Origin of the sequence: Clostridium sp. AM46-21 (assembly GCF_003480025.1) — a bacterium.
Lineage (GTDB): Bacteria > Bacillota > Clostridia > Lachnospirales > Lachnospiraceae > Coprococcus > Coprococcus ammoniilyticus.
In genome coordinates this window covers 27,072-50,530 of record NZ_QUIB01000023.1, presented here as the reverse complement: position 1 = coordinate 50,530, position 23,459 = coordinate 27,072, and the positions used below count along the sequence as shown (strand labels likewise).

The 23,459-nt window shown below is 40.4% G+C and carries 21 protein-coding genes and 1 pseudogene; 14 read left to right on the top strand and 8 right to left on the bottom strand.

Features of this window, described 5'->3' with window-relative positions; all coding sequences use genetic code 11:
- Nucleotides 1-13 precede the first annotated feature (13 nt).
- Nucleotides 14-358 (bottom strand): helix-turn-helix transcriptional regulator, encoded by a 345-nt coding sequence (locus DW959_RS13555; RefSeq protein ID WP_118616399.1) that lies wholly within the window; start codon nucleotides 356-358, stop codon nucleotides 14-16.
- 208 nt (nucleotides 359-566) lie between these two features.
- Here DW959_RS13555 and DW959_RS13550 point away from each other — a divergent pair, with 208 nt between their 5' ends.
- The 6 genes from DW959_RS13550 to DW959_RS13525 are packed head-to-tail and all read left to right on the top strand — an operon-like array spanning nucleotide 567 to nucleotide 5,212.
- A complete protein-coding gene (locus tag DW959_RS13550) occupies nucleotides 567-1,133 on the top strand; it encodes a DUF4190 domain-containing protein (RefSeq protein ID WP_118616397.1) in 567 nt (188 codons plus the stop codon).
- On the top strand, nucleotides 1,123-1,560 hold the full coding sequence (locus DW959_RS15170; RefSeq protein WP_117822362.1) for a DUF2752 domain-containing protein: 438 nt from the start codon (nucleotides 1,123-1,125) through the stop codon (nucleotides 1,558-1,560). The genes DW959_RS13550 and DW959_RS15170 overlap by 11 nt, the downstream gene beginning before the upstream one ends.
- A gap of 22 nt (nucleotides 1,561-1,582) precedes the next feature.
- Nucleotides 1,583-2,059 (top strand): zinc ribbon domain-containing protein, encoded by a 477-nt coding sequence (locus DW959_RS13540; protein ID WP_117822361.1) that lies wholly within the window; start codon nucleotides 1,583-1,585, stop codon nucleotides 2,057-2,059.
- A gap of 22 nt (nucleotides 2,060-2,081) precedes the next feature.
- Nucleotides 2,082-2,384 carry a hypothetical protein gene (locus DW959_RS13535; RefSeq protein WP_118616395.1) on the top strand — a complete coding sequence of 101 codons (303 nt, stop codon included), beginning with the start codon at nucleotides 2,082-2,084 and terminating at the stop codon, nucleotides 2,382-2,384.
- Nucleotides 2,381-3,592, top strand: coding sequence for a hypothetical protein (locus DW959_RS13530; RefSeq protein WP_118616393.1), 1,212 nt, complete (start codon nucleotides 2,381-2,383; stop codon nucleotides 3,590-3,592). Before DW959_RS13535 ends, DW959_RS13530 begins: the two co-directional genes overlap by 4 nt.
- Nucleotides 3,593-3,625: 33 nt before the next feature.
- The gene (locus DW959_RS13525; RefSeq protein WP_117822359.1) at nucleotides 3,626-5,212 is read left to right on the top strand and encodes a YARHG domain-containing protein; all 1,587 of its coding nucleotides are present in this window, start codon (nucleotides 3,626-3,628) and stop codon (nucleotides 5,210-5,212) included.
- On the opposite strand, the gene DW959_RS13520 is transcribed toward DW959_RS13525, so the two are convergent.
- Nucleotides 5,178-5,969, bottom strand: coding sequence for an arginase family protein (locus DW959_RS13520; RefSeq protein WP_242997304.1), 792 nt, complete (start codon nucleotides 5,967-5,969; stop codon nucleotides 5,178-5,180). The genes DW959_RS13525 and DW959_RS13520 overlap by 35 nt on opposite strands.
- A 225-nt stretch (nucleotides 5,970-6,194) precedes the next feature.
- Here DW959_RS13520 and DW959_RS13510 point away from each other — a divergent pair, with 225 nt between their 5' ends.
- The 3 genes from DW959_RS13510 to DW959_RS13500 all read left to right on the top strand — a co-directional run bounded on the left by DW959_RS13510 (nucleotide 6,195) and on the right by DW959_RS13500 (nucleotide 9,525).
- Nucleotides 6,195-7,553, top strand: a complete 1,359-nt coding sequence (locus tag DW959_RS13510) for an AAA family ATPase (protein ID WP_117822356.1) — start codon at nucleotides 6,195-6,197, stop codon at nucleotides 7,551-7,553.
- Between the two features lie 88 nt (nucleotides 7,554-7,641).
- Complete coding sequence (gene spoIIID / locus DW959_RS13505; RefSeq protein ID WP_117784465.1) at nucleotides 7,642-7,911, top strand: sporulation transcriptional regulator SpoIIID; 270 nt, start codon at nucleotides 7,642-7,644, stop codon at nucleotides 7,909-7,911.
- 213 nt (nucleotides 7,912-8,124) lie between these two features.
- Nucleotides 8,125-9,525 carry a DUF6034 family protein gene (locus DW959_RS13500; protein WP_117822355.1) on the top strand — a complete coding sequence of 467 codons (1,401 nt, stop codon included), beginning with the start codon at nucleotides 8,125-8,127 and terminating at the stop codon, nucleotides 9,523-9,525.
- A 62-nt stretch (nucleotides 9,526-9,587) separates the two neighbouring features.
- Here the strand turns inward: DW959_RS13500 and DW959_RS13495 are convergent, their stop codons facing one another.
- A complete protein-coding gene (locus DW959_RS13495; protein WP_147340241.1) occupies nucleotides 9,588-10,244 on the bottom strand; it encodes a hypothetical protein in 657 nt (218 codons plus the stop codon).
- 406 nt (nucleotides 10,245-10,650) lie between these two features.
- On the opposite strand from DW959_RS13495, the gene DW959_RS13490 reads away from it, so the two are divergent.
- Together DW959_RS13490 and DW959_RS13485 are read left to right on the top strand one after the other, a co-directional pair.
- Nucleotides 10,651-11,703: a DNA repair exonuclease gene (locus DW959_RS13490; RefSeq protein WP_226801102.1), complete on the top strand. Its 1,053-nt coding sequence runs from the start codon at nucleotides 10,651-10,653 to the stop codon at nucleotides 11,701-11,703.
- A gap of 2 nt (nucleotides 11,704-11,705) precedes the next feature.
- A complete protein-coding gene (locus DW959_RS13485) occupies nucleotides 11,706-13,400 on the top strand; it encodes an AAA family ATPase (protein ID WP_117822352.1) in 1,695 nt (564 codons plus the stop codon).
- A gap of 140 nt (nucleotides 13,401-13,540) precedes the next feature.
- Here the strand turns inward: DW959_RS13485 and DW959_RS13480 are convergent, their stop codons facing one another.
- The 5 genes from DW959_RS13480 to murC all read right to left on the bottom strand — a co-directional run bounded on the left by DW959_RS13480 (nucleotide 13,541) and on the right by murC (nucleotide 18,718).
- A complete protein-coding gene (locus DW959_RS13480; RefSeq protein ID WP_347465299.1) occupies nucleotides 13,541-14,740 on the bottom strand; it encodes a ribose-phosphate pyrophosphokinase in 1,200 nt (399 codons plus the stop codon).
- 96 nt (nucleotides 14,741-14,836) lie between these two features.
- Nucleotides 14,837-15,559 carry an ATP-binding protein gene (locus DW959_RS13475; protein ID WP_243023411.1) on the bottom strand — a complete coding sequence of 241 codons (723 nt, stop codon included), beginning with the start codon at nucleotides 15,557-15,559 and terminating at the stop codon, nucleotides 14,837-14,839.
- 35 nt (nucleotides 15,560-15,594) lie between these two features.
- Complete coding sequence (locus tag DW959_RS14770) at nucleotides 15,595-15,840, bottom strand: hypothetical protein (RefSeq protein ID WP_243023410.1); 246 nt, start codon at nucleotides 15,838-15,840, stop codon at nucleotides 15,595-15,597.
- Between the two features lie 19 nt (nucleotides 15,841-15,859).
- Nucleotides 15,860-17,023: a DnaD domain protein gene (locus DW959_RS13470; RefSeq protein WP_021944688.1), complete on the bottom strand. Its 1,164-nt coding sequence runs from the start codon at nucleotides 17,021-17,023 to the stop codon at nucleotides 15,860-15,862.
- Between the two features lie 312 nt (nucleotides 17,024-17,335).
- Nucleotides 17,336-18,718: a UDP-N-acetylmuramate--L-alanine ligase gene (gene murC / locus DW959_RS13465; protein WP_117822350.1), complete on the bottom strand. Its 1,383-nt coding sequence runs from the start codon at nucleotides 18,716-18,718 to the stop codon at nucleotides 17,336-17,338.
- A gap of 632 nt (nucleotides 18,719-19,350) precedes the next feature.
- On the opposite strand from murC, the gene DW959_RS13455 reads away from it, so the two are divergent.
- The 3 genes and pseudogenes from DW959_RS13455 to DW959_RS13445 all read left to right on the top strand — a co-directional run bounded on the left by DW959_RS13455 (nucleotide 19,351) and on the right by DW959_RS13445 (nucleotide 23,173).
- Complete coding sequence (locus DW959_RS13455) at nucleotides 19,351-20,115, top strand: YwaF family protein (RefSeq protein WP_181983882.1); 765 nt, start codon at nucleotides 19,351-19,353, stop codon at nucleotides 20,113-20,115.
- A gap of 83 nt (nucleotides 20,116-20,198) precedes the next feature.
- A pseudogene (locus tag DW959_RS13450) lies at nucleotides 20,199-21,649 on the top strand (4Fe-4S dicluster domain-containing protein).
- A 168-nt stretch (nucleotides 21,650-21,817) separates the two neighbouring features.
- Nucleotides 21,818-23,173: an ArsB/NhaD family transporter gene (locus tag DW959_RS13445; RefSeq protein ID WP_207664460.1), complete on the top strand. Its 1,356-nt coding sequence runs from the start codon at nucleotides 21,818-21,820 to the stop codon at nucleotides 23,171-23,173.
- Nucleotides 23,174-23,459 lie beyond the last annotated feature (286 nt).

The window sequence follows — 23,459 nt, the reverse complement described above, 5'->3', positions numbered from 1 at the left end:
CGGTAGATAGAAATCAGTCCTGCTTTTGTAGTAATTCGATATAAATTTGTAGATAGCGATTCAAGCGATCTATTTCAGTTGGTGTTCCAGTGTAAAGTATATTTGATATTTCTGGTGGCAGTTTTGACAGCGTACTGTCTTCAGATTTTCCGAATACAATATAATCCAGACTACAATCATACAGATGACAAAATTCAGTTAAATTTTTTAAGGAAAGACTGGATTTCCCACATTCGGTATGGGATATGTGCTTAGGACTTACACCAAGCTGGTCAGCTAGAGTTTCCTGAGTAATATTATGGGACTTTCGTATTTCGGCGATTCTTTTTCCTATTGCTATTAAAACATTACTTTCCATACGTGTTCTAGACCTCCTAGATATAGTTTATGTGTAAATCTATGCATTTATAACACTTTAAAAGGTTTAGTAATATTTTAAAATGGTACTTAAAAGGTTTGGTTTGAGGGAGAAATGTGATATAATGTGTAAAATCCAAGAAGCAAAAGCTAACACATAAGGATTATAAAAATATATCTTGATAAATGAGACGTAAGGAGGAATTCATATGAAATGCGAATGTGGAAGAGAATATGAGGGCAGCTTTTGTCCTTCATGTGGAAAGCCAGCATCCCAACAATTATCGACGAGTCAGGGAACAACAAATCAAACGACAGAGGGATCAAATACACAAAATCAACAACAGGTATCGAGTAATCAATACGCAACTCAACAGACCGTAGGATATCAGCAGACAGGTTCTGAAATGAAAATGAATCAGGTAGCATATAATCAGAATTATTATACGAGTCAGGGAATATCGAATCAGAATGCTTATAATGGAACATATAATACTGGGGCATATCCAAGACAAGAAGGAGGAGCCGCAAAAGGATTTTCAATAACAGCCATGGTATGCGGAATTGTTGCTTTATGCTGTTCTTGTTGTTTTTATTATATTTCATTTCCTACGGCAATTGTAGCCGTTGTTTTTGCATATTTATCTATAAAGAAACAGGCAGCGGCTGGAGCAAATCGAGGAATGGCAATAGCCGGAATGGTGTGTGGAATTGTTGCTTTAATACCAGCAATGATCGTATTGTTATGTGGAGCAAGTTTGCTTGATGAAATCTAATAAGTTTAAACAGATATATGGTTTGTTTTTTAAAAGAAGTGTGGCATTATGGATATTTATATTTTTGTTAATGGGGGTACTTGGCATAAAAGTCTTTCACATATCCTTAATAGATTTGATTCCGGCGCATTGTATTTTATACGAGAAGTATGGATTATATTGTACCGGGTGTGGGGGAACAAGGGCTGCAGTAGCATTAATGAATGGACATTTCGTTAAAAGCTTTATATATCACCCTGCTATGATATATTCGGTGCTCTTGCTTATGTTATTTGTATGTTCTGATATTATCAATAATGTATTTAAGACTAAAAAAAAGAAATTACAATTGAGTCCTGGCTGCTTTTACATAATGGTTGGAATCATAATTGGACAATGTCTTATAAAAAATATTCTTTTAATTTTCTTTAATTACAAAATAATATGATACACTTTCAAGGAGACAATATATGAAATGTTGGAATTGTGGATGCGAAGTTAATGATAATTTTTGCTCAAATTGTGGAAAAGCAGTTGGACAGCAGCCAGTAATGGACAACAATTGGGTGAAACAGAATACCTATAGTAGCCCGAATGCATATGGGTATTCATCTACATATAATCAAAATTACATTACGGATACGACGGGAGATAACTATAATCAAACTCCTGAAGAGGAATTGAATCCATTAGTAGGATTTCAAGGGAAATGTTTTTGGGTTGTTACTATTCTGGGAGTTATATTTGCTATTATCTTTTTTTCTAATGGAGATATATTGAGCGGAATTTGTTTAGTAGGTGGAGCATTTACCTTATGTCCACTGGTATTGAATCGGTTACCTAAGAAAAGACAACGTGCTATGGGTTTTGTAACCATTGTTCTTATAGGTGGAGGGTTGTTTTTTACGGGTGATATGGATTGGATAATAGAATTATTAATATGGTAGTTGAAGGAGGAGAGATTGATATATGAAATGTATATGTGGACATGATTTTGATGGGAATTTTTGCCCTTATTGCGGTAGATCCGCAGGCAATATGCAGAATCAAACAAATAATATATCCAATATTAATTTGAACAATTCAAGTGACTCGGAGGAAAAAGAAAGCGGATCAAAGATATTGAGGGAAGCCTATCATGAATCAAAGATGGCACGTTTGAAATGGATGTTTATTGGAATGTTTCTTGTTGCCATTATAGCTTTTCCAATGGGACATACCATATCGGGTATTACATTTGCGATAGCGGGAATATTGGCAATGCCTGGTTGATAAAAAAGGCAGGATCAAAGAAAGTTCTGTTGATTATCGGCAGTGCCATATTGGTGTTGCTTGGTATTTTTACCTGGTACTGGGATGATGCTTTGAGGGAAGAGGGCTGTATTGAATATATTAAGACATATCCGATGGCGACCGCAGATTATACGATAGAGGACTTTTTTGGATTTGCTTATAGTGAGGATGAACTGGATTGGTCGTATGAGAAAGTTGATGATAAAGAATATGTAACAGTCAGTTTTACAGAACCGGATGGTGTGGATGAATCTGTAATATTTGGTTTTAATAGTGATGGCTATCCGGTATTACATGATGTAATTTATGATGGCAAATCAAATGAAAGTCTTTTTGAGGATTACAATAGCCGTTTGTTTGGTGAGAGTGGGACAAAACAGGATAAAACAGAGGAAAGCGTGGTTACGACAGAGCAGCAGACTGTAAATACAACGGAGGCGGCGGAAGAAAAGAGTGAGAAGGCAGATGTATCTTCCGATGTGTATTATCTAATGGAGACTATAGATCAGGATCCATACTGGAGCGTTCAGGTAAAAAATGCGCGTGTCCGGGCAAGAAATGATGGTCAAGGTTTGGAAGTCCATTGCACGGTTTATGTCTATAATAAGGATGAAATGACATCTGGATTTGTATCATCCAATATATTTAGTGATGTTGACAATGATGGAGTAGCCTGCAAAAGAATCTGGTCAGATTGGGAATCTGGCAATTTGGCGGGAAATACAGGAGCTAATGTGGAGGTAGTTTTTGATTTTCCTGCAAATGCAAATGAAGATACCAGTCGCATCAGCATGACAGTGTGTGGAAAATATAAATTATGTCTGGCAACCCGGCCGGGATCAGATGTAACACAGGATGAATCCGTAAGTTATAACGAGAATGATCTGTATTGGTATACAAATTATAGTGCTATATATACACAAGTAGGAAATGGTTCCAATCTGCAGGTTATTAATATGAGTGATCGTTATTTGCAGTTAATGTATAGTGGCTATACATTGTCATGGTCGTTTGAATTAATACCGGATTATATTAATGAAAATGGGGTATTTATTTATTATTCAGATGGTGCAATGCTGACATATAATCCTCAATATGAAAGAATTTATCTGGCTATATCTGACCGGGATTTGTTTAATGAATATGGAGGAATATACGATAAAAGTGAGTATGAGTATACACCATAGATAAATGAATAGAAGAAAGGGAAGGTGAAAAATATGTTTTGCAGTAATTGTGGAAAAGAATTACAGGATGGATGGGCGGTATGTCCAAATTGCGGACAACCTGTAGAACAGGCCTCACCGGAGCAAATATCCGGATCTGGTCAGTCTCAGAATATAGAATACAATACTCAGACTTTTGATTATATTCAGCCTGATTTGCAAAATGACCATAATGATAGAGAGAGCAAGAAGGGAACAGAAACAACTTCATTGACAGGATACCAGAAGTTTCGTTTTTGGAGTGCGACGGTATGTGGCATCATAGTTGCTGTAGTGTTTTTTATTATGGGACAGTATCTGGCTGGAGCAGTTATGATGTTGGCTGCTGTATTATTTTGCCCTCTGATCTTAGGAAAATTTGGCGGATGGAAACGGGCGATATTTATATGCTTCGCTATCCTGGCAGCAGGTTTATCTGCAGAGATCTACTATGCTTCGAATGGGAAAAAGGATGAAGCTTCCGATAAAGTCACTACAAAACAAAGTGAGGTTTCCGAAGATCAGACAGAAATGATAACAGATGCATCAGAGGATTTGTCAACAGATACATCAACAGATGCTCAGGTTACGGAGAAAAATAGTTCAGAGAATACAAGTGAGGCACAGACTGCATACAGTGCAGATATGGTTATTGATTCCGATATGTCAGCACAGGTAGAAACTGTAAATTATACAGGTGTATATTATTTGCCTTACATAAATTATGACGGTGCAGCATGTGACGAAGTAAATAAAAGAATCGAGAAGCTTGCACAGAAATACATAGAAAATACAGATGAATATGGATCGGGTTGTATGGGAATCAGTTATAAATGGACTCTGTATGGCAATATATTATCGTTGATCATACCGCTTCAATTTGATGCAGATATGGTTGAGTATAATGTGTATGTTCTGGATCTGAAAAACGATAAGCTGCTTACGAAGAAGGATCTGCTTGCAGAACTGAATATAGATGAAGCAGATTATGAACAGGATGCACAGGATGCCATGGATGCCTGCTTTTATTCATTGTATGGAAGCTTTAAAGATACAGATGACTATTATGATGTCGTTTACAATGAAACAATAGCGTCTGAAAATGTTGCAGAGGCACTTCCATATATTGATGAAAATGGAACCCTGGGAGCTGTTGCAAAGATTTATTCTATGGCAGGAGCAAATTATTATTACCATATGGTTACGGTATTGGCGTTGGATGGAGCCTGTGAATATAGCGGAGAAAGTGATAATTATAATTCTAAGGTGCTCGCCAATACAGATAACCAGTCAGGCTCACAGGAAACAGGGGATACTTCAGATTCCGAGTATATGCTTCCGAATAGTGATTCTGAATACATATCAGATAGTGACCTGGATGGGCTGACACCGGATGAATGCCGTCTCGCCCTTAACGAAATATATGCCCGCCATGGAAGAAAATTTAATGATCCGGATTATCAGGCATATTTCAATTCCAAGAGCTGGTACAATGGAACGATTGATCCGGATGATTTCGATGATACAGCAATGTTTAATCAGTATGAGCTTGCAAACAGGGATTATATCATCGATTATGAGAAACGGATGGGGTATCGTTAGAAATATGTGATCGAATAAAATCAATCAGCTCATGATTTATACGTTCATTTTTTTCTTCGTCTTCCATGTATTCTGGAAGTGGTAGATCCGGTTGGCATTCACCGCAGATATCGATGCCGCATACGGTTTCATGGCTTAAGATGATGCCAAGCAGATGTTCCAACATATCAAGTGTCATGTCGCCCTGATTCCAGTTGGTTTCTGTGAAACGGGTAGAGAGAACATCTTTATCAATAGAAATATAAAATGGGACACCTGAGAGGATGTTTGCTGATTTCTTTCGGGCAGTCTCATTTTTTAGTTCTTCAGCAGAAAAGGTCAGAAGACGGTCTTTGCGTACTGCATCAATCTGGAAAATGTCGGCTGCTTCCGGTCCGATCAGAATTAACTGTTTCAGATTTGGATTCTGGTCCAGAACAAGTCCCGCCCAGTCACCACAGCTCATCATTCCGTCAACGAGTGGTCGCTGCATATCTGTATGGTGGTCGAATACTACGAGCGAGAACGGTCGTTTGATCTGGTCGGTTGTTATCTTTGTTACATAATGAAAATTCCCGGAGTCAATAAAATGGATACCTTTGATTCCATATGGCATGATTCGTTTCCGGATCTCGGCAGCGGCTTCATCTGAACAATACAGGTCGCAGCCTTCAATGTCAGAGCAGTCGATCCAGTGAAACCGTGGGTTATCCTTCATATCTTCATCGCAGTATACATGCGTAAAATCCAGGATGTAGTTGTTTGGTTTGTTGTTCATTATCAAAACTTCTTTCTTCAATGCATTCCGCAAAATCAGCATCCTTGCGAGCAAATAATTTTGCGTTCATTATATCATGGTTCAAAAATAATGTACAAATCTTGTATAAACGGACAAAAAATATAAAAATAACCTTGTATAAACGGACAAAAATGCAAAAATAACCTTGTATAAACGGACAAAGATATGGCATAATATATATGAAAATATGAAAGAAGGTGTAGAATGAGAAGAAAAATAAAAAATGATATTTTGAATTTTTTGAATCAGGATGCCAAAAAGAAGGCTTTGCTTGTTACTGGAGCTAGACAGATCGGTAAAACATATATAATTAGAGAATGTATAAAGGAAACCACAGCTTCTTTTGTTGAAATCAATTTTATTGAGAATAAAGAGGCAAAAAAATTATTTTCGGATTTTAAAAATACACGCGATTTTTTGCTCAGATTATCGGCATTTGCAGAAGGTGAATTAATAAAAGGTGAAACGATTATTTTTTTGGATGAGGTACAGGAGTGTAAGGAGATAGTTACGGCAATAAAATTTTTGGTTGAAGAAGGAAATTATAAATATGTATTAAGTGGTTCTCTTCTTGGTGTTGAATTAAAGGATATTCGATCAATTCCTGTCGGATATTTGCAGGTTATAGAAATGTATCCTATGGATTTTGAAGAGTTCTGTATGGCAAACAATGTGAGCCAACGGATATTGGACTCATTAAAGGATTGCTTTATAAACAAAAAAGTCGTAGATGAAGTTATACATGAAAAAATGTTGGAATTATTTCGCTTATATTTGATCGTTGGCGGAATGCCAGAGGTGGTTAAGCAATATATTGATACAAATAATATTCAGAATGTTATTGATTTGCAAAGCCAGATTATAATGCAATATAAAAAAGATATTGCTAAGTATGATCCGGAAAGCAAATTATATTTGGAAGACATATTTGATCTGATTCCAAGTGAATTGAACAATAAGAATAAACGATTTATTATGAAAAATCTTAATGAAAATTTTAAGCTTTCCAGATATGAGAATAGTTTTATATGGCTGAAGGATGCAGGGGTTGCGCTTCCGGTATTTTGTGTATCGGAACCCATGTTACCGTTGCTTATATCCAAATCGACTAATTTATTTAAGTTGTTTCTTGCAGATGTAGGACTTCTTACAGCCATGTATGCAAATGGAATTCAAAAGAAAATGTTGATGAATGAGCTCAATATAAATTATGGTGCAATATATGAAAATGTTGTTGCACAGGAGTTGAAATGTCATGGATTTAATTTGTTTTATTATAACAATAATCGATCTGGAGAATTAGATTTTATTATCGAATATGAAAATTGCGTATTGCCTATTGAGATAAAATCAGGAAAAGATTATGAAAGACATGCGGCTCTTAATAATTGCATGAAAAATCCTAGATATAATATTCATGAGGCGTTTGTTTTCTGTAATGGTAATGTAAATAAAAAAGACAATATTATATATTATCCTATTTATATGGTAACATTTTTGAATAAGGAAAAAAAACTGGGAGATATGATATATAAGCTTGATCTAAGCGCATTAATAGAATAAAAATAATTCTATGTTCATTCCATCAGATAGACATAGACAAAAATTCCTCTGCATACATTGTAAAAATGAGATTTGTAGGGGAATTTTTTTGAGAGATTATATTGAGGAAAGAGCAGAAGAAATTGGACAATATATCGTGGAAAGCGGAGCAACGGTCCGGCAGACAGCAAAGAAATTCGGAGTAAGCAAAAGCACGGTACATAAGGATGTAACCGAACGTCTGGTAAAGATCAATCCATTTCTGGCGGCAAGGATTCGCGTGGTTCTGGATGTAAATAAAGCGGAGCGGCACATCCGGGGAGGAATGGCGACGAAGGAAAAATATCTGCATGAGCGGGAAGAACAAGAGGGACAATGAATAAAAATATTTGTATAGATTGGTATAAGGCGAAAAGATATGGAGTCAGAAAATGACATGAGATGATGATGCAGAGAGGCAATTTGGAAAAGATTGCTTCTCTTTTTTAGTTTACTTGTGTTATCAGATGAGATTGGTTAAAATAAAAAATAGATATAACAAGGAGAATGTACGAGAATAAGGGGTAAAAGATAGTTAACGGAGGCGATTACAATGAGACAGAAGTTATGGAGAAAGAAAAAGTTTGTGGTAATGGCAGCGGCATTTGCATGTATTGCAGCTTTGTCCGCGTGTGGGAAAAAAGATACCGATTATAATGTGGATGTAGGTAATGGAGATGGCGGAAGCGTTCAGAGTAAATATAGTATTCCGGAATCGTGTGATACCACATTTGACGCAGGATCGACCGGGCTTAAAGAGATCCGGTTGACAGATTCGGATATTACTGTGCCGAATACCGGTGCAATGTATGTAGCTCCGGTAAAGATGAAAGAGATCGATCCGGAATATCGAAAAAATCTGGTAGAAAAGTTATTTGACACAGATAAGGGTGTCTATGTCTATTATGATATGGAGAATATGGACAAGCTGTCAAAGGAGGATATTCAGGAATATATCGATCTGTACGAGCAGCAGAAAAAGGCAGATCCGTCACATGCCGCGAATTATGATTCGGATATTGACCGTATGAACCGTTTGCTGCAAACGACTTCAAAGCAGAGAGAAAATGCGGGAGACTATTCCGCGGATGAATATATGGGTACAGTTGGTGATCTGGAATACAGAATCAGTTTTCCTCAGGAAGGGGAAAATGATACGCTTTTCCGGATAAAGGAGGATCTTCTGCAGTATCGTCCGATGGAAGGTGCGACCGGTGTATTCACATCCAGCCTGGAAGAATACAATACCGGCTTGGGTGATGAATATGGAGAGTTGGAATCGGATATTAATGAATGTTCACTATCGGTAGATGAGGCAAGGCAGATTGCTGAAGAATTTCTGTCAAAGATTGGCGGATCGGATGCGATTTTACAGAGTGAATCGGATCTGTGCTGGTTATATCGGAATGATGGTGAATCCGATCAGGAGCTTCCGGTTGTTGTCGATGGATATTCCTTTGAATATATAAGATCTGTCGAGGATCAGCCTGTGTCAGATGTAGCGGTCTGGACCGCAGATAATCTTCGTCAGGCAAATGGATTTGTGAATGTCCCAATCGAGAAATATACGATTCAGGTAGATGCAAATGGTGTAATTGAAGCTCTCTGGAACAGTTATCTGGAAGCGGATGGCAGCCCACAGGCGGTGGAACTGTTATCCTTTGATGAGATGCTTAAGAAAGCAAATGAGTCTATAGCAGCATATTACACCAAATATCCGACAGCATATAAGCAGATTGCATTTAACGATATTACGTTGTCTTACTATCTGAAACAGAAGGAAGATGGAAGCGGATTTGAATATGTTCCGGCATGGATTCTTGCAGAATACGAAGATCCTGCAGATCATGAGCTCCCGGAGCAGGTCGTAATTCTGGATGCCAGAGATGGCTCTGCCCTCGACCTGATGAAGCTTGCCGAAGCAGTCGGCGGCATTTCCAGCGCAACCGAATAGAAAGCACAGCTTGTTTGTTACAGGACAGACTACGATACACGGTGGACATTCGGCTTGCCACCCTAGTTGACGGTGGAGGTCGGCGTGATGCTCTGGCTGGTACCTCCGGCTGTCAGGGTGTAGGTGCTGCCAACTTCAAGCTCCGGGCAACTGACGATGACAGAATTGTAGGACTTTGAAGTTTCATGTGACAGGAGTACATTTCCATCGGCATCGGTCAAAACAACAGTGGTTGTTCCATTTGTATTTGATGAAAGCGTTAGCATGTAGGAACACTGGGTAGAATCCGAGCTGAAGCTCTGCGCCATGCCGGAGTATCCGGTTGACAGGAAGTAACCATCTGTAATGGTTGCGGAGATGCCGTAGTCCAGTGCACTGTCGCCATTGCTCTCCGGTCCTTCGACATATACAGTTCCACCATTCATGTAGAAATAACCATTGCTGTTGATGCCATCTCCATCGGCGTTGATCGTAACAGTGCCGCCATTGATCGTGAGGACACAGGATTCGTCGGCATCCATGTCAAAGCCTCCTATGCTGCTCGGTGCATTCCCTGGCATCTGTTTGTTGTCAGGGAACTGTGTATTTTTGGAGCTTGCAGCATTGTCAGAGGAATTTGAAGTCTGGGTTTCTGAGGTGACGGCATTTGCATTCATAGTCACAACACTGTTGTTGGTTGAATTATCATATGGATCGGATTTGTTATCCTTACTATTCACACCTTTCATTTCTTATTTGATTTGCCCCGATTTATGTGGCTGTATACCACTGATCGATTCTGGTGCAAACAAGTTGCGCTTTCTATTCGGTGTATATGCCTAATTTGCTCATGCTCCTGTGCTACGAAAATGCAGCCCAATAATTGCTTATTGTAAAAAAGTTTCTATCTATAAAATAACAGCTATAACTTAAATCAACTTAAAAATATAGCCAAAGTATACCGCACCTGCTTTTATATCGCAAATTAAAAAGACTCGTAGTTTGGGATATTCCGGCTGCTGGCGCAGCGACCGGAATATCCATGTTTGCCAATCTTTTTAATTGCGATATAGGGGCAGGTGGGGTATAATCAAGAGTGAGTTGCCAGAGGTTTTTCTGGCTGAGAAACAGAAAAGGGGTTATCCTATGAGATTTATTCATATAGCGGACGTCCATCTGGGCGCCGTTCCTGATAAAGATAAAAGCTGGAGCAAAGAGCGGGCAGACGAGATCGAATCAACATTTGACCGCCTTTTGGCTGTGGCAGAAGAACGCAAAGTAGACCTGCTGCTGATCGCGGGAGATCTGTTCCATGCACAGCCATCCCTGCAGGATCTGAAGAGTCTGGATTATAAGCTGTCGAAGCTCACAAATACAAGAACGATCATGATCGCGGGAAATCATGATTATATCAGTAAAGGATCACCGGCAGAGAGTTATGAATTTACATCGAACACAGTGCTGATGCCGGCAGACACATTCAGTAATGCATATCTGGACGATATCAATGTCTGTGTGACAGGATTCAGTTTTGGACAGGTGGAATATACAGAAGATGTCTATGCGGATATCATGCCGCAGATGGAGGATGTGGTCAATATTCTGCTGGCACATGGTGGAGATGAGAAGCATATTCCGATCAATTTTCGGCAAATGGCAGAGGCGGGATTTGACTACTGCGCGTTGGGACACATCCACAAACCAAAGCATATCGTGAAGAATAAGATGGCATATCCGGGTTCGTTAGAGCCGCTTGACCGGACAGAGACCGGCAGACATGGATTTATCTATGGACAGATTAAGGATGGCGAGACAAAGATACGTTGGGAGCCATTTAACTGTCGAAGTTATATTAATCTGGGGCTTGCTGTGAAACCGGAATATAGCGAAGCAAAGATTCTGGATGTTCTTGCGAAGCAGATGGAGAATATGGGGACACAGAATATTTACCGTATTATTCTGTCCGGACATATGGCAAATGGATTGAAACCGGATTTTTCAGGTCTGATGAGAAACTACCGTATCTATGAGATCGTGGATAATACATTGTGTGAGTACGATCTGGACAAGCTTCATCTGGATAATGAAGATAATCTGCTTGGAAAGTTTATTGAACGATTCGCGGATGCAGAGGACGAGATCAGCAAACATGCATTAAAGTATGGGGTAGAAGCAATACTTGCAACTGGAGATAAGTGATCATGTATATAAATAAGCTGTTATTAAAGGAATTTGGAAAATTTAATAATAAAGAGATCCGGCTGAAAAAGGGCTTGAATCTGATCTACGGTGCAAATGAATCCGGTAAGACAACGGTGAAAGAATTTATTGTTGGCATGCTGTATGGAATCGATAAGACCAGAGGGATCGGAGCAAGGCTGGATAATTATGAGCTTCGCAAACCGGTAAACGGCGGTGGTTATTCCGGAAAGGCATACGCTGTAACAGATGACAAAAGCTATCTTCTGGAGCGGAATTTCCTTCGTACAAATAAAAATGCAACGCTGACAGAGATTGAAACAGGAAAAGAAGTACAGCTTAAGAATCCGAATTCTTATAAAGGCATCCTGTTTGATGTAGATAAAAGCACCTATACGAATACCCTTTGTATCGGAGAACATGGTGCTGCACCGGGGAAGGAACTGGCAGAGGATCTTGGCAATTATGTGGTAAATCTGACCACAACCCGGAATGCCGATATTGATAAGACAGAAGCGGTCCGGTATCTGAAAAATGAACGCCGGAATTTTGAAAATAAAAAGCTGGCAGCAGAGATTGATCAGTTAAATGAACAGATGGATGCGCTTGGAGATGTAGACGGAGATCTGGAAGCAATCCGGGAAGAACGCCGGGAAGAGCTGGATGCTTATAATATGGAGATCGCGCGGTTGAAACGGGAGGCAAGACAGCTTGTAAACGAGAAGGATGCAGCAATTCCGGATGAAGACGAAGACCGTACCAGAAGTCATATCTTCCTTGATGTGGAAGCGCTGGATGATGATGAGGAGTTCCGTCCGAAGACACAGAAAAAGCTGACTGACAATATATTTATTATAATGCTGACTGGTATTCTGGTTGTTGCCGCAGTTATGCTGGCGGTTCACTTGCTGAATTTCCAGAAAGCAATCCAGCAGTTATTTACAATCTGTACGATCGCATTTGTGGCTGTTACGATCATTGACGGATTATTCCGGAAGGGCTTCTTTGATGGAGCGGATGCAGTACCGGATGAGGCAGAATTCGACCAGATGATCTATGAACTTGGACGTGCTACAGAATCCAGAACAGTCCGGATCGAGATCGACCGGAATTTTCAGGAAGCACATGATGCAAAATTAGAGCTGTTGAAGTTCAAAGAGCATGATGCCGTAGCAAAGCGGGATTCCTATTATGAATTAAAGGGCAAACGGGATGAGCTTCAGAAACGGTTTGAGGTGATGGAGAAGGAACAGAAGGCGATCGACCTTGCGATCCAGACTATCAATGATATATCGGTGGATATTTATAATGATTTCGGTGGCCGTTTAAATGAGAATATTTCGGAGATCGTCAGTATCATTACAGATGGCAAATATAACGATGTGAAACTGGATGAGAATATGCATATTTCGGTATTTGACGACGATCATTATATGCCGATCGAGTTCCTAAGCAGCGGAACGATTGAACAGATCTATCTGGCTGTCCGGCTGTGCATCGCAGGGCTTCTCTGCAAAGACCGTATGCCGATCATTGTAGACGATATCTTTACAGCCTATGATGAACACCGTCTGAAAAATGCACTCTACTGTATGAGCCGCATTGATACCGATCAGGTCATAATCTTTACTTCAAACAATGCCATTGGAGATATGCTGGATGATCTCTCTATGGAATATAATTATGTAGAGTTGTAAATTGATTGTAAATTAAAAATTAAAAATCCCTGTCCACTTCCAGTTCTATTGCAGGTAGGGATTGAAACATCAGTGCAACGCGTTTCAATCCCTACCTACGATAGAGCTGGATGCAGGCGGGGTTTTTTAGTTATACTTAATTACATCTCATAGTTATCAGAGATGGTATGTTTTTCTTTGTACTCAGCGATACGTGCGTTGATCCGCTCAGCAGGATCTAACAGCTCGCTGATAGAAGCATCATGATTTAAGTGGTCGATGATCAGAGCGATGTACTTGCTCATATCGGCTGATTCGTACCAATCCTTCTTGAACAGGTCAGGCATCTGGTAGGTCAGGTTGGTTGTGATGACCTTTTCGATCAGACCTTCTTCGTGGCACTTATCGAATACTTCAAGACCCTTTGTGAAGAGACCGAAGGTAGCGATACAGTAAACACGTTTTGCTTTTCTCTGCTTTAACTGTCTTGCAACATCGATCATGCTTTCACCGGAAGCAATCATATCATCGATGATGATAACATCCTTGCCCTCAACAGAATCACCAAGGAATTCATGAGCAACGATCGGATTTCTTCCATCAACAACGCGTGAATAGTCACGACGCTTGTAGAACATTCCGACATCGACACCTAACAGGTTCGCAAAGTAGATTGCTCTGTGCATAGCACCCTCATCCGGAGAAATGACCATCATATGGTTGTTGTCAATTTCAAGATCCGGTGTGGTACGGAGCAGGGTCTTGATGAACTGGTAGGTTGGACGTACATTCTCAAATCCGCTCTTAGGGATGGCATTTACGACACGAGGATCGTGTGCGTCAAATGTCACAATATTGTCAACACCATAAGACTTTAATTCCTGAAGCATAACGGCACAGTCAAGAGATTCTCTGGAAGAACGCTTGTGCTGGCGGCTTTCATAAAGGAATGGCATAATTACTGTGATCTTTTTTGGTTTATCAGTCATAGCGGCGATCAGTCGTTTCAAATCTGCATAATGGTCATCCGGAGACATACGCTGTGGCTGGCCTGCCATTGTATAAGTACAGCTATAGTTCCCGACATCAACCATAATATAGATATCTTTACCACGAACGGATTCATTCAGAATACCCTTTGCCTCACCGGAGCCGAAACGTGGACAATCGGCACTGATCAGGTAAGTATCAGCTTCATATCCGTGGAAAACAATGTTGTCTTTGTGTACATTGTCTCTGTTAGCTCTCCATTTTACGAGATAATGATCAACCTTTTCACCAAGGCCTGTACAACTTTTGTGAGCGACAATTCCGAGACTGCCCACGGGTATGGTTTCTAATTTGCTATCGTCTGGCATGATAAATATCCTCCATAATCTTATAGTGTAATGATTCGATACCTTATATTGTTAGTATCATTGATAGTATATATGCAAATGCAGAAGACTGCAATGCCATCAGTTAGAAGTTTTATTCTGGATCCGGTCTTTTCGTTTGGTGTAGCGGATATTTGTTCCATATAATGGAAATACCTTAAAGTCACCAATGATACGGGACATGATACGTTCCGTATACCGGTCAGAAAGCTCCCGCATACTCAGATTGGTTGAGATCAGAGTAGCAAGGGATCGGTTGTTGCGCATGTTTATGATCTCAAACAACTGGGAATTGACGAAGGTATTCGGAACCTCGGTGCCGAGATCGTCGATGATCAGCAGTTCACAGTTATAGATATAATCATATAACATCATCTTTTCTTTTTCACGCACATTACCCATTATAATGCCTGATAAAATATTTTCAAATAAATTTATTGAAGTCAGATAAAGAACTGTGTGTCCTTTGTCTAACAAAGCCTTTGCAATACAGTTGGACAGGAAGGTTTTTCCAAGCCCTGTTTCTCCATAGAGGAGAATGCCGGAGTGGGATTCGTCAAAATGCTCGACATATTCCTTACATGCTGCTAAAGTATTCGAGGCATTCTCGTATGGCGTATGCTTATGCGTGCCATCGTTTTCCCGGCTGTAGTAGTTCAGGGAAAAAGTAGAGAAATTCTCTCTCTCCAGGATTTCGCGGATCGTGGACTGGTTATACAGCTCGTCGATCACCTTCTGTGTCATACATTTGCAGGGACGGTTTCCCTGATAACCGGTGTCGTGACAGAGCGGACATTCATAGATCGGTTCCAGATAATCTTCCGGATATCCGTGTTCTTTTAAAAGCGCTTTTTATGAGCTGCCAACTCACGGTTATTCCGGTTGATATCTTCCATATTAACAGGCAGTTTCCGTATTCTGTTTCTTGCTGCCTGAATAGAAGAGGAAGCGATTTCCTGATCGATCTTTTTTATCTCAGGAATCTTTTCATATATTTCAGCTTTTCTATTGTCTGCCAGAATTTCATTTTCAAGACGCTTCCGTTGAAAGCCTGACAATATACTATCATAATCTATATTTTTCATAATTACACATAATCCTTATTTAGTGAGAATTTATCTCATCTAGGAACAACTGCTCCATTTCATCAAGCTCAGCCGACATGTCTTTTTGCTGGAATGAATTGAAAGCATTCGGTTTAGCATTGTACTGACTTGATTTTTGTGATGTATTTCGTTTTTTTGCTTCGTGATATTCTGTGCTTGCCTTGGCAATATCATCGACTGTTTTGACACCCTGTTGCTGCCATTTTTTCAGGATACCGTTGATATAGGCAAATGTTACATCGTGAGGATGCTGTGCAATTCCACGGTTGCAGGCTTCAATGATGACCGGCAGTTCAAAGCCCATTTCCTTATTCCAGGAATCCATCCATGCGACTTCTCCTGTGGTTGGAGCTTTCCGGTTGATACCAAGTGCCTTAAAGACTGCACGGTACAATGGGTTGCCATTTTCAGCAGCTTCCTTTGCTTCCTCCAGTGTGTGGATGCCGGCCTGATACCAGTTTTTGGCAATGCCCTCTGCATAACGGAGATCCGGTTTCTCAATGCTGACACAGTATTCGATCAGATATTCCATGATCTCGGTGGAGAAGCCTAACTGATCGTGAATATAGATCAGGATCTCGATATCATTCACCGATAATTCTTTTCTGAAATAGGTTTCTGCTTCAAATATCACGTCGGCAAATGCATCATCTTCCTTTGCCTTTGCTGCAAGGGCGGCAGAGTAAGGCTGTTTCTCCGGAAATACAGACGCCGGTTTCTGAACCGGTTCCGGTCCTGATATGGTATTCTTGGTATGTACCGGTTTGCTTGCTGCTGGAACAGCAGGCTTCTTTTTCTTTTCCGGAAACTTTAATAAAGAGATGCTGTCGAGCGACAGGGAGGTGTCTGCCTCTTCCTTTGTTTTTTCATGCAGAGGAAGAAGGGTAATACCTGTAAGCTGGCCGGATGCATCGTAATCCAGACGTAATACGTCCTCGCTGATCCAGTACCGGATCGCACGGCAGATATCCTTCTCTGTGAGGTTGAAATGATCTGCAATATCAGCTACCGAGATCGGTGCTTTTGAGGACAACAGTCGGATAAGATATAGATAGACCTTGACAAATTCGCCATTTGCTTCGGTCATATAATAATCAATAAAATGATTCGATACCAGGGAAAATGTTTCCTTTGCTTCTGTTGAAATTGTGATGTAACTCATGGTAACTTTTCCCGCCTTTCATAACTTTTGGATGTCTCCAAACCTTCTCTGGTCAAGAAGTGCTCACATTATAGCATGTGTTTTTTAAATTGCAAATAGAACAAATAGTCGGTTGGAAAAATGGACAGGGATGTTGATTTTGTGGATAATGTGGAGAAGTTTTGGATAAAAAAATTATTTGTTACTAACACATCGGGAACAGGTGCTAAAACAGGGCATTTGTGAAAAAAAGAAAGTAAATTTTATGTAAACAAATGAAAAGAGCTGTATGAGGAAAACTCCTTCACACAGCTCTGTGGATAATGTGGATAATTATTTTTTTATCAGCTCATTTCCGATAGAATCGACATTTCCGGCACCCATAGTTATCAACAAATCATTTTTTTTGCAATTTTTCAATAAATAATTTTCGATGTCCATAAAGGATGGCAGATAGAACGCATCGGTTCCATAAGAAGCAATCTTTTCGGCGAGCTGCTTTGAGGATACCAGACCTGTGTCTTTCTCTCTGGCCGCATAGATATCAGCAACGATAACATGGTCACAGACACTTAAGACCTTTGCAAAGTCATCGAAAAGGGCATATGTTCTGCTGTAGGTATGAGGCTGGAATACACACCATAATTCATGGTAGTCTGTATTCTTTGCAGCGGCGAGGGTTGCAGCAATCTCAGTTGGATGATGTGCATAGTCATCCATGACCTTTACATTGTCGAGGATCGTTCCTTTATATTCGAATCTCCGCTCTGCACCCTTACAATGCAGCAGACCTGCTTTGATCGCATCGATTTCGATGTCAAGCTCTGTTGCGGCAGCAATAGCAGATAAGGAATTGTATACGTTATGCTTTCCAAATACATGAAGTGTGATGTCGGTGATCTCTTTTCCGTCGATCACAAGGGTATAAGTTGGACGGCCAAATTCATCAAAGCGGATATTTGCAGCGCTGTAATGGTTCTTTGGATCTTCACCGAAAGTAATAACCTGGCACTTCAGATCTCTTGTTACGGTATCAAAATACTGCATATCACCATTTACAATGACTTTTCCGTTTTCAGGAGTCTTTGTTGCAAATGTGTGGAATGACTCCGCGATCTCTTCAATGCCGCTGAAGAAATCCAGATGATCCGCATCAACATTTAAGATAATGCTGATGTATGGTTTGAATGCGTGGAAGCTGTTTGTATACTCGCAGGCTTCTGTTACAAAGTAATCAGAAGAACCTACACGGATATTTCCACCGATATCATCGATGATTCCGCCAACGGAAATTGTCGGGTCAACGTCGGCCTCTAACATAATATAAGAAAGCATGGCAGTTGTGGTTGTCTTACCATGTGTACCACTGACTGCGATGGAGTATTTATAATTCTCCATGATCTGACCTAAGAGCTGTGCTCTTGTCAGCATAGGGATATTTTTGGATTTTGCAGCCTGAAATTCTTCATTATCCGGATGGATGGCTGCTGTATATACGACAAGGTCGATCTGATCTGTAATATTGCTTGCAGTTTGTCCAATATTGATCAGAGCACCCATGTCAGAAAGTTTATCCGTCATATCGGATGCTTTCATATCGGAACCGGTGACTTTAAAACCTTCTTTGATAAGAATTTCGGCAAGTCCGCTCATGCTGATACCACCGATTCCCATAAAATGTACATTTATTGGATGATTAAAATCAATTTTATACATGATGTTTCGCCTTCCTGAAAAGAATATTTGTGAGTATTATAGCATAGATAAAAAAGGAGTGGATTAATTTTTCATAAAAATTGAAAAGTTCAGAATTTAGTGTGCGATGCGGACAAAATGAAAACGAAAAATAGAAAATTATACGGTATCATGTCAAATATAGGCAGATTTCCGTGATTATTAACAGAAATTTGTCGTTTTTTTTGACATGGAAAACATAAATAGTTCACATATTGTTCATGAAATGTTCACACATATACTGTAACATACAATACGAAAGCTTTTCATATATTTGAATCCTTTCCCCCCTCATTTGGAGCCACCATTTTGGTGGCTCTTTTCTTTTTTAAATGTAACAAAAGGTGCTTTCGTATATCCGTGCCGTGGTCTGGCGGTGTTATAAATATCTCACTGCGGTTTCTGTTCACTGCACATGTCTGATTCGTAAATGCTCCTGTGCTAACTCGTCCTTCGGACTCAGACAAGCACCCGCATTTACTGACAATGCGCAGTTCACGACGAAATCCTCGCAATGATATTTTATAACACCGCCAGACCATGGCGCGGATATACGGAAGCACCTTTTGCTCATTATATCGCATGAAATGTCTTGTTATGGAGATGATATAGGTATGTTTGGAGATTTTTTTCGATATTGGGATGAGCTGCCGGAGCAAGGTGGTTTTTCGTTATTTGGATGGATTCATATAGGCTGGCTGGTTGGAATTATATTTGTATGTATAGTGACCGGTTATTATTATAGAAAGGCAGATGCTGCTGTTCAGGACAGAATCCTGAAAATACTGACGGGGATATGTCTGTGTCTGGAATTAGGTAAGGATTTTTATTTGATATGGATCGGGGAGATGGGGATATCATATCTTCCGTTTGAGATGTGCGGACTGGCGATTTTTGTGGAACTGGGATTTGCATTTTTCCACCGGGAATTTCTAGGAGAAATTATGTGCGTGATCAGTATGCCCGGTGCAATGGCAGCATTGTTATTTCCGGACTGGACCAGATATCCGTTATTTAATTACATGCACATCAATTCTTTTCTGATACATGGACTTTTAGTGCTCATTCCGGTGCTTGTTCTGACATCCGGCAGATACAAACCTTCTATAAAAAGGATCTGGCAGATCTTTTTGTTCTTGTTTACAGTTGTTCCCTCTGTCTATGTTATAAACAGGATCTGGGGCTGCAACTTTATGTTCCTCTGTTATCCGTCCAATGGTTCTCCATTTCTGTCTGTTTATCTGCGGCATGGCTATGTTCCATATCTGATCACGTATGCCGTTACAGTTATTCTTTGTATTTTGGTTATATATGGAATACTGGACAAAATCGCTTCCTTTTGTGGTAAAAATGTGGTATACATTAATAGGAAGAATTAGTTGAGAAAAAAAGTCATAATAATAGAAAATATGCGCAGAAAGAACTGCGTATACGGAAGATAGAATACGGAGAATGAGAAAAAATGATAACAAACGATGCGACGCTTTTAAAAGTAAAACATGAAGTATTGTATGAAGTTGCCAAGCTTGCGTATGCCGGACGATTGGAGGAAGAAAGAGACAGTCTTCCTTATAAGATGGTTCCGGGACCGCAGCCGGCATTTCGATGTTGTATCTACCGGGAACGAGAGGTTATCAGACAGAGGATCCGGCTTGCGGAAGGTAAAGCACCGGGTGCTGAAGATGACGGAAATATTGTACAGGTCATTAATTCCGCCTGTGAAGGATGTCCGATCTCCCGATATGTAGTAACAGATAACTGTCAGAAGTGTATGGGTAAAGCCTGTCAGGCAGCCTGCCGGTTTGGAGCGATCAGCATGGGGCGGGATAAGTCCTATATTGATCCATCTAAATGTAAAGAGTGTGGGCAGTGTGCAAAAGCCTGTCCTTATAATGCGATCGCAGATCTGGTACGACCTTGCATGAAGAGCTGCCCTGTGGATGCGATCTCGGTGGCCGATAATGGTACCGGTATTGCCGTGATCAATCAGGACAAATGCATACAGTGTGTTCCTGTGTCCATAAATGCCCGTTTGGCGCGATCGGTTCTAAGACATTTATCGTGGATATCATTAAGAAGATGCGTTCAGATATTAAGGTGTTTGCTATGCTTGCACCTGCAACGATCGGCCAATTTGGTGCAGATATTACGATGGCAAGCTGGAGAACCGCTTTAAAGAAGATTGGTTTTTATGATGTTGTAGATGTATCACTTGGAGCGGACATGACTGCCATGAATGAGGCGAAGGAATGGATCGAAGCCAAGGAGAAGGGGGAGAAGAAGACAACCTCCTGCTGTCCGGCATTTAAGAACTATATTGAGAAGCATTTTCCGACATTAAAGGATGCGATCTCAGAGACAGTATCACCGATGTGTGCAGCATCCCGTTATATAAAGGAAAAATTTCCGGGTGCAGTTACTGTATTCATTGGACCGTGTATCGCGAAGAAAGCGGAATCCATGTCAGGAGAGAAGGATACTGCAGATTATGCACTGACTTATGGTGAGATCCGTGCGATGCTTCGTGCAAAGGGTGTAAAGCTGGAGCCGGAAGAAGATACGGATGATCAGGGCAGTATCTATGGTAAGAAATTTGCAAATGCAGGTGGTGTAACCGCAGCAGTTCTTGAAAGTATGAAAGAACTTGGCTGTACCGGTGATGTATCTGTATGCAAATGCAGTGGCATAACCGAATGCAAGAAGGCATTGACGCTGATGAAGGTCGGAAGACTTCCAGAAGACTTCATCGAAGGTATGGTATGTGAAGGTGGCTGTGTCGGCGGTCCATCGAGACACCGGGATCCAAATCTTGCAATGCGTGACAGAAATGCAGCACTTGCAAAATCATCGGATATATTGATCAAGGACAATCTGGACAAACAGAATGCAGAAACGGTTGATATGATCCGTTAGATATAAGAAGGTAATTGTAATATCGGATGTGGGGACTTCTGATATTACAGGGAAAAGCAGAAACTATTAACAACAAAAGAAAATAAAGAAGAAAGTAAGAAAATTAAATGTCGCCAGACGAAACATAAAATAAGCCCGGCGGCATTTTTTTCGATGGAGGTTACACGCATGGTAGCACAGATTTTGGCACTTGCCATTTTTGTAGTTATGTTCGGATTGATCATATCTGAAAAATTTGAGCGTCATGTTATCACATTGGTATGTGGACTGGCAACACTTGTTCTGGTATTTGGTGTAGCAATGCACAGCATGGATGCGATACTTGAAACATTAAATATCAGAAACATTTTTACACTTTCGTTCTGGTATGAGGCAGGAGCCTCATCCGAGAGTACGGGTGGTATCAACTGGGCCACGATTATCTTTCTTGCGGGAATGATGGTTATGGTAGAAGGTATGGCAAAGGCGGGTTTCTTTCGCTGGCTATGTATGACGATCGCGAAAGCCGTTCGGTATAGGGTCATTCCGATATTTATTACATTCATGATCATGTCATTTGTCCTTGCTATGTTCATTGACAGTATCACGGTTATCCTGTTCTTAGCAGCAGTTACGGTGGAACTGGCGCAGCTTCTGGACTTTAATCCGATTCCGCTGATCCTGTCTGAGATCTTCTGTGCAAATCTGGGTGGATCGGCAACAATGTGTGGTGATCCTCCAAATATCATTGTCGGAACATCCCTTCGGTATTCGTTCTCCGATTTTATTACAAATACCGGCCTGATGGCGGTACTTTCACTGGTGGTTATTATTTTTTACTTTTATTTTTGTTTCAGGAAAGAACTCACTGCATCTTCGGCGTCACAGACTTCGGAGAAAGATCATCCATCACCGGTATCTGCGATCACGGATAAACGGGCATTTGCCATTAGCTGTGTGATCTTTTTATGTGCGGTTGCCTTACTTATCACACATGCACAGACCGGACTGACAGTTGCATTTATCGGTCTGTTTATAGCAATACTGGTTCTTCTGACATCAGGAAAGAATATCGGACATATTTTAAAAAATGTAGATTATAAAACGATCCTTTTCTTTATTGGTCTGTTTGTTGTAGTCGGTGGTCTGGAGCAGACCGGTATTCTGGAACTGGCAGCCGGATTTATCGGGAAGGTAAGCCATGGAAATGCCAAGGTAATGATAGCCATTATTATCTGGGTATCCGCGATCGCAAGTGCATTTGTAGATAATATTCCATTTGCCGCAACCATGATCCCGGTTATCAAGACTCTGGCAGCATCGACAGGTGTGGATCTCTCGGTTCTTGCATGGTCACTGGCAATGGGTACAGATATCGGTGGAAGTGCGACTCCGATCGGGGCATCGGCAAATGTTGTCGGAATGTCGATCGCGGCAAAAGAAGGTCATCCGATCTCTTGGGGCAAATATTGTAAGGTATCGGCTCCGGCATCCGTTATCGTTATTCTGATCTCAATGGTCTGCATTTATCTGCGATATTTCTAAATTATAATAAAGGTGGAATATAACTGCAACCAGCTAATTATATATTGACATTACCAAAGATTTCGTAATGAGATGCATAGTGCCAGTAAATACGAGTGCCTGTTTGAGTCCGAAGGACGAGTTGGCACAGGAGTATTTACGAATCAGGCATATGCAGCGAATAGAAATCGACGTAAGTCAATATATAATTAGCTGGTTGTAGTTATAATTCCCCCGTTTTTTGTAAAAATGAACTGCAAAAAACTGTTGACAGATAAGTGAAATATGGTACTATAGGTAAAGTAGT

Bases quoted from the DNA above. Each gene is read 5' to 3' on its own strand.
- DW959_RS13555 (WP_118616399.1), bottom strand. From the start codon at position 358: ATGGAAAGTAATGTTTTAATAGCAATAGGAAAAAGAATCGCCGAAATA.
- DW959_RS13550 (WP_118616397.1), top strand. From the start codon at position 567: ATGAAATGCGAATGTGGAAGAGAATATGAGGGCAGCTTTTGTCCTTCA.
- DW959_RS15170 (WP_117822362.1), top strand. From the start codon at position 1,123: ATGAAATCTAATAAGTTTAAACAGATATATGGTTTGTTTTTTAAAAGA.
- DW959_RS13540 (WP_117822361.1), top strand. From the start codon at position 1,583: ATGAAATGTTGGAATTGTGGATGCGAAGTTAATGATAATTTTTGCTCA.
- DW959_RS13535 (WP_118616395.1), top strand. From the start codon at position 2,082: ATGAAATGTATATGTGGACATGATTTTGATGGGAATTTTTGCCCTTAT.
- DW959_RS13525 (WP_117822359.1), top strand. From the start codon at position 3,626: ATGTTTTGCAGTAATTGTGGAAAAGAATTACAGGATGGATGGGCGGTA.
- DW959_RS13520 (WP_242997304.1), bottom strand. From the start codon at position 5,969: ATGAACAACAAACCAAACAACTACATCCTGGATTTTACGCATGTATAC.
- DW959_RS13510 (WP_117822356.1), top strand. From the start codon at position 6,195: ATGAGAAGAAAAATAAAAAATGATATTTTGAATTTTTTGAATCAGGAT.
- DW959_RS13500 (WP_117822355.1), top strand. From the start codon at position 8,125: ATGAGACAGAAGTTATGGAGAAAGAAAAAGTTTGTGGTAATGGCAGCG.
- DW959_RS13490 (WP_226801102.1), top strand. From the start codon at position 10,651: ATGAGATTTATTCATATAGCGGACGTCCATCTGGGCGCCGTTCCTGAT.
- DW959_RS13485 (WP_117822352.1), top strand. From the start codon at position 11,706: ATGTATATAAATAAGCTGTTATTAAAGGAATTTGGAAAATTTAATAAT.
- DW959_RS14770 (WP_243023410.1), bottom strand. From the start codon at position 15,840: ATGAAAAATATAGATTATGATAGTATATTGTCAGGCTTTCAACGGAAG.
- DW959_RS13470 (WP_021944688.1), bottom strand. From the start codon at position 17,023: ATGAGTTACATCACAATTTCAACAGAAGCAAAGGAAACATTTTCCCTG.
- murC (WP_117822350.1), bottom strand. From the start codon at position 18,718: ATGTATAAAATTGATTTTAATCATCCAATAAATGTACATTTTATGGGA.
- DW959_RS13455 (WP_181983882.1), top strand. From the start codon at position 19,351: ATGTTTGGAGATTTTTTTCGATATTGGGATGAGCTGCCGGAGCAAGGT.
- DW959_RS13445 (WP_207664460.1), top strand. From the start codon at position 21,818: ATGGTAGCACAGATTTTGGCACTTGCCATTTTTGTAGTTATGTTCGGA.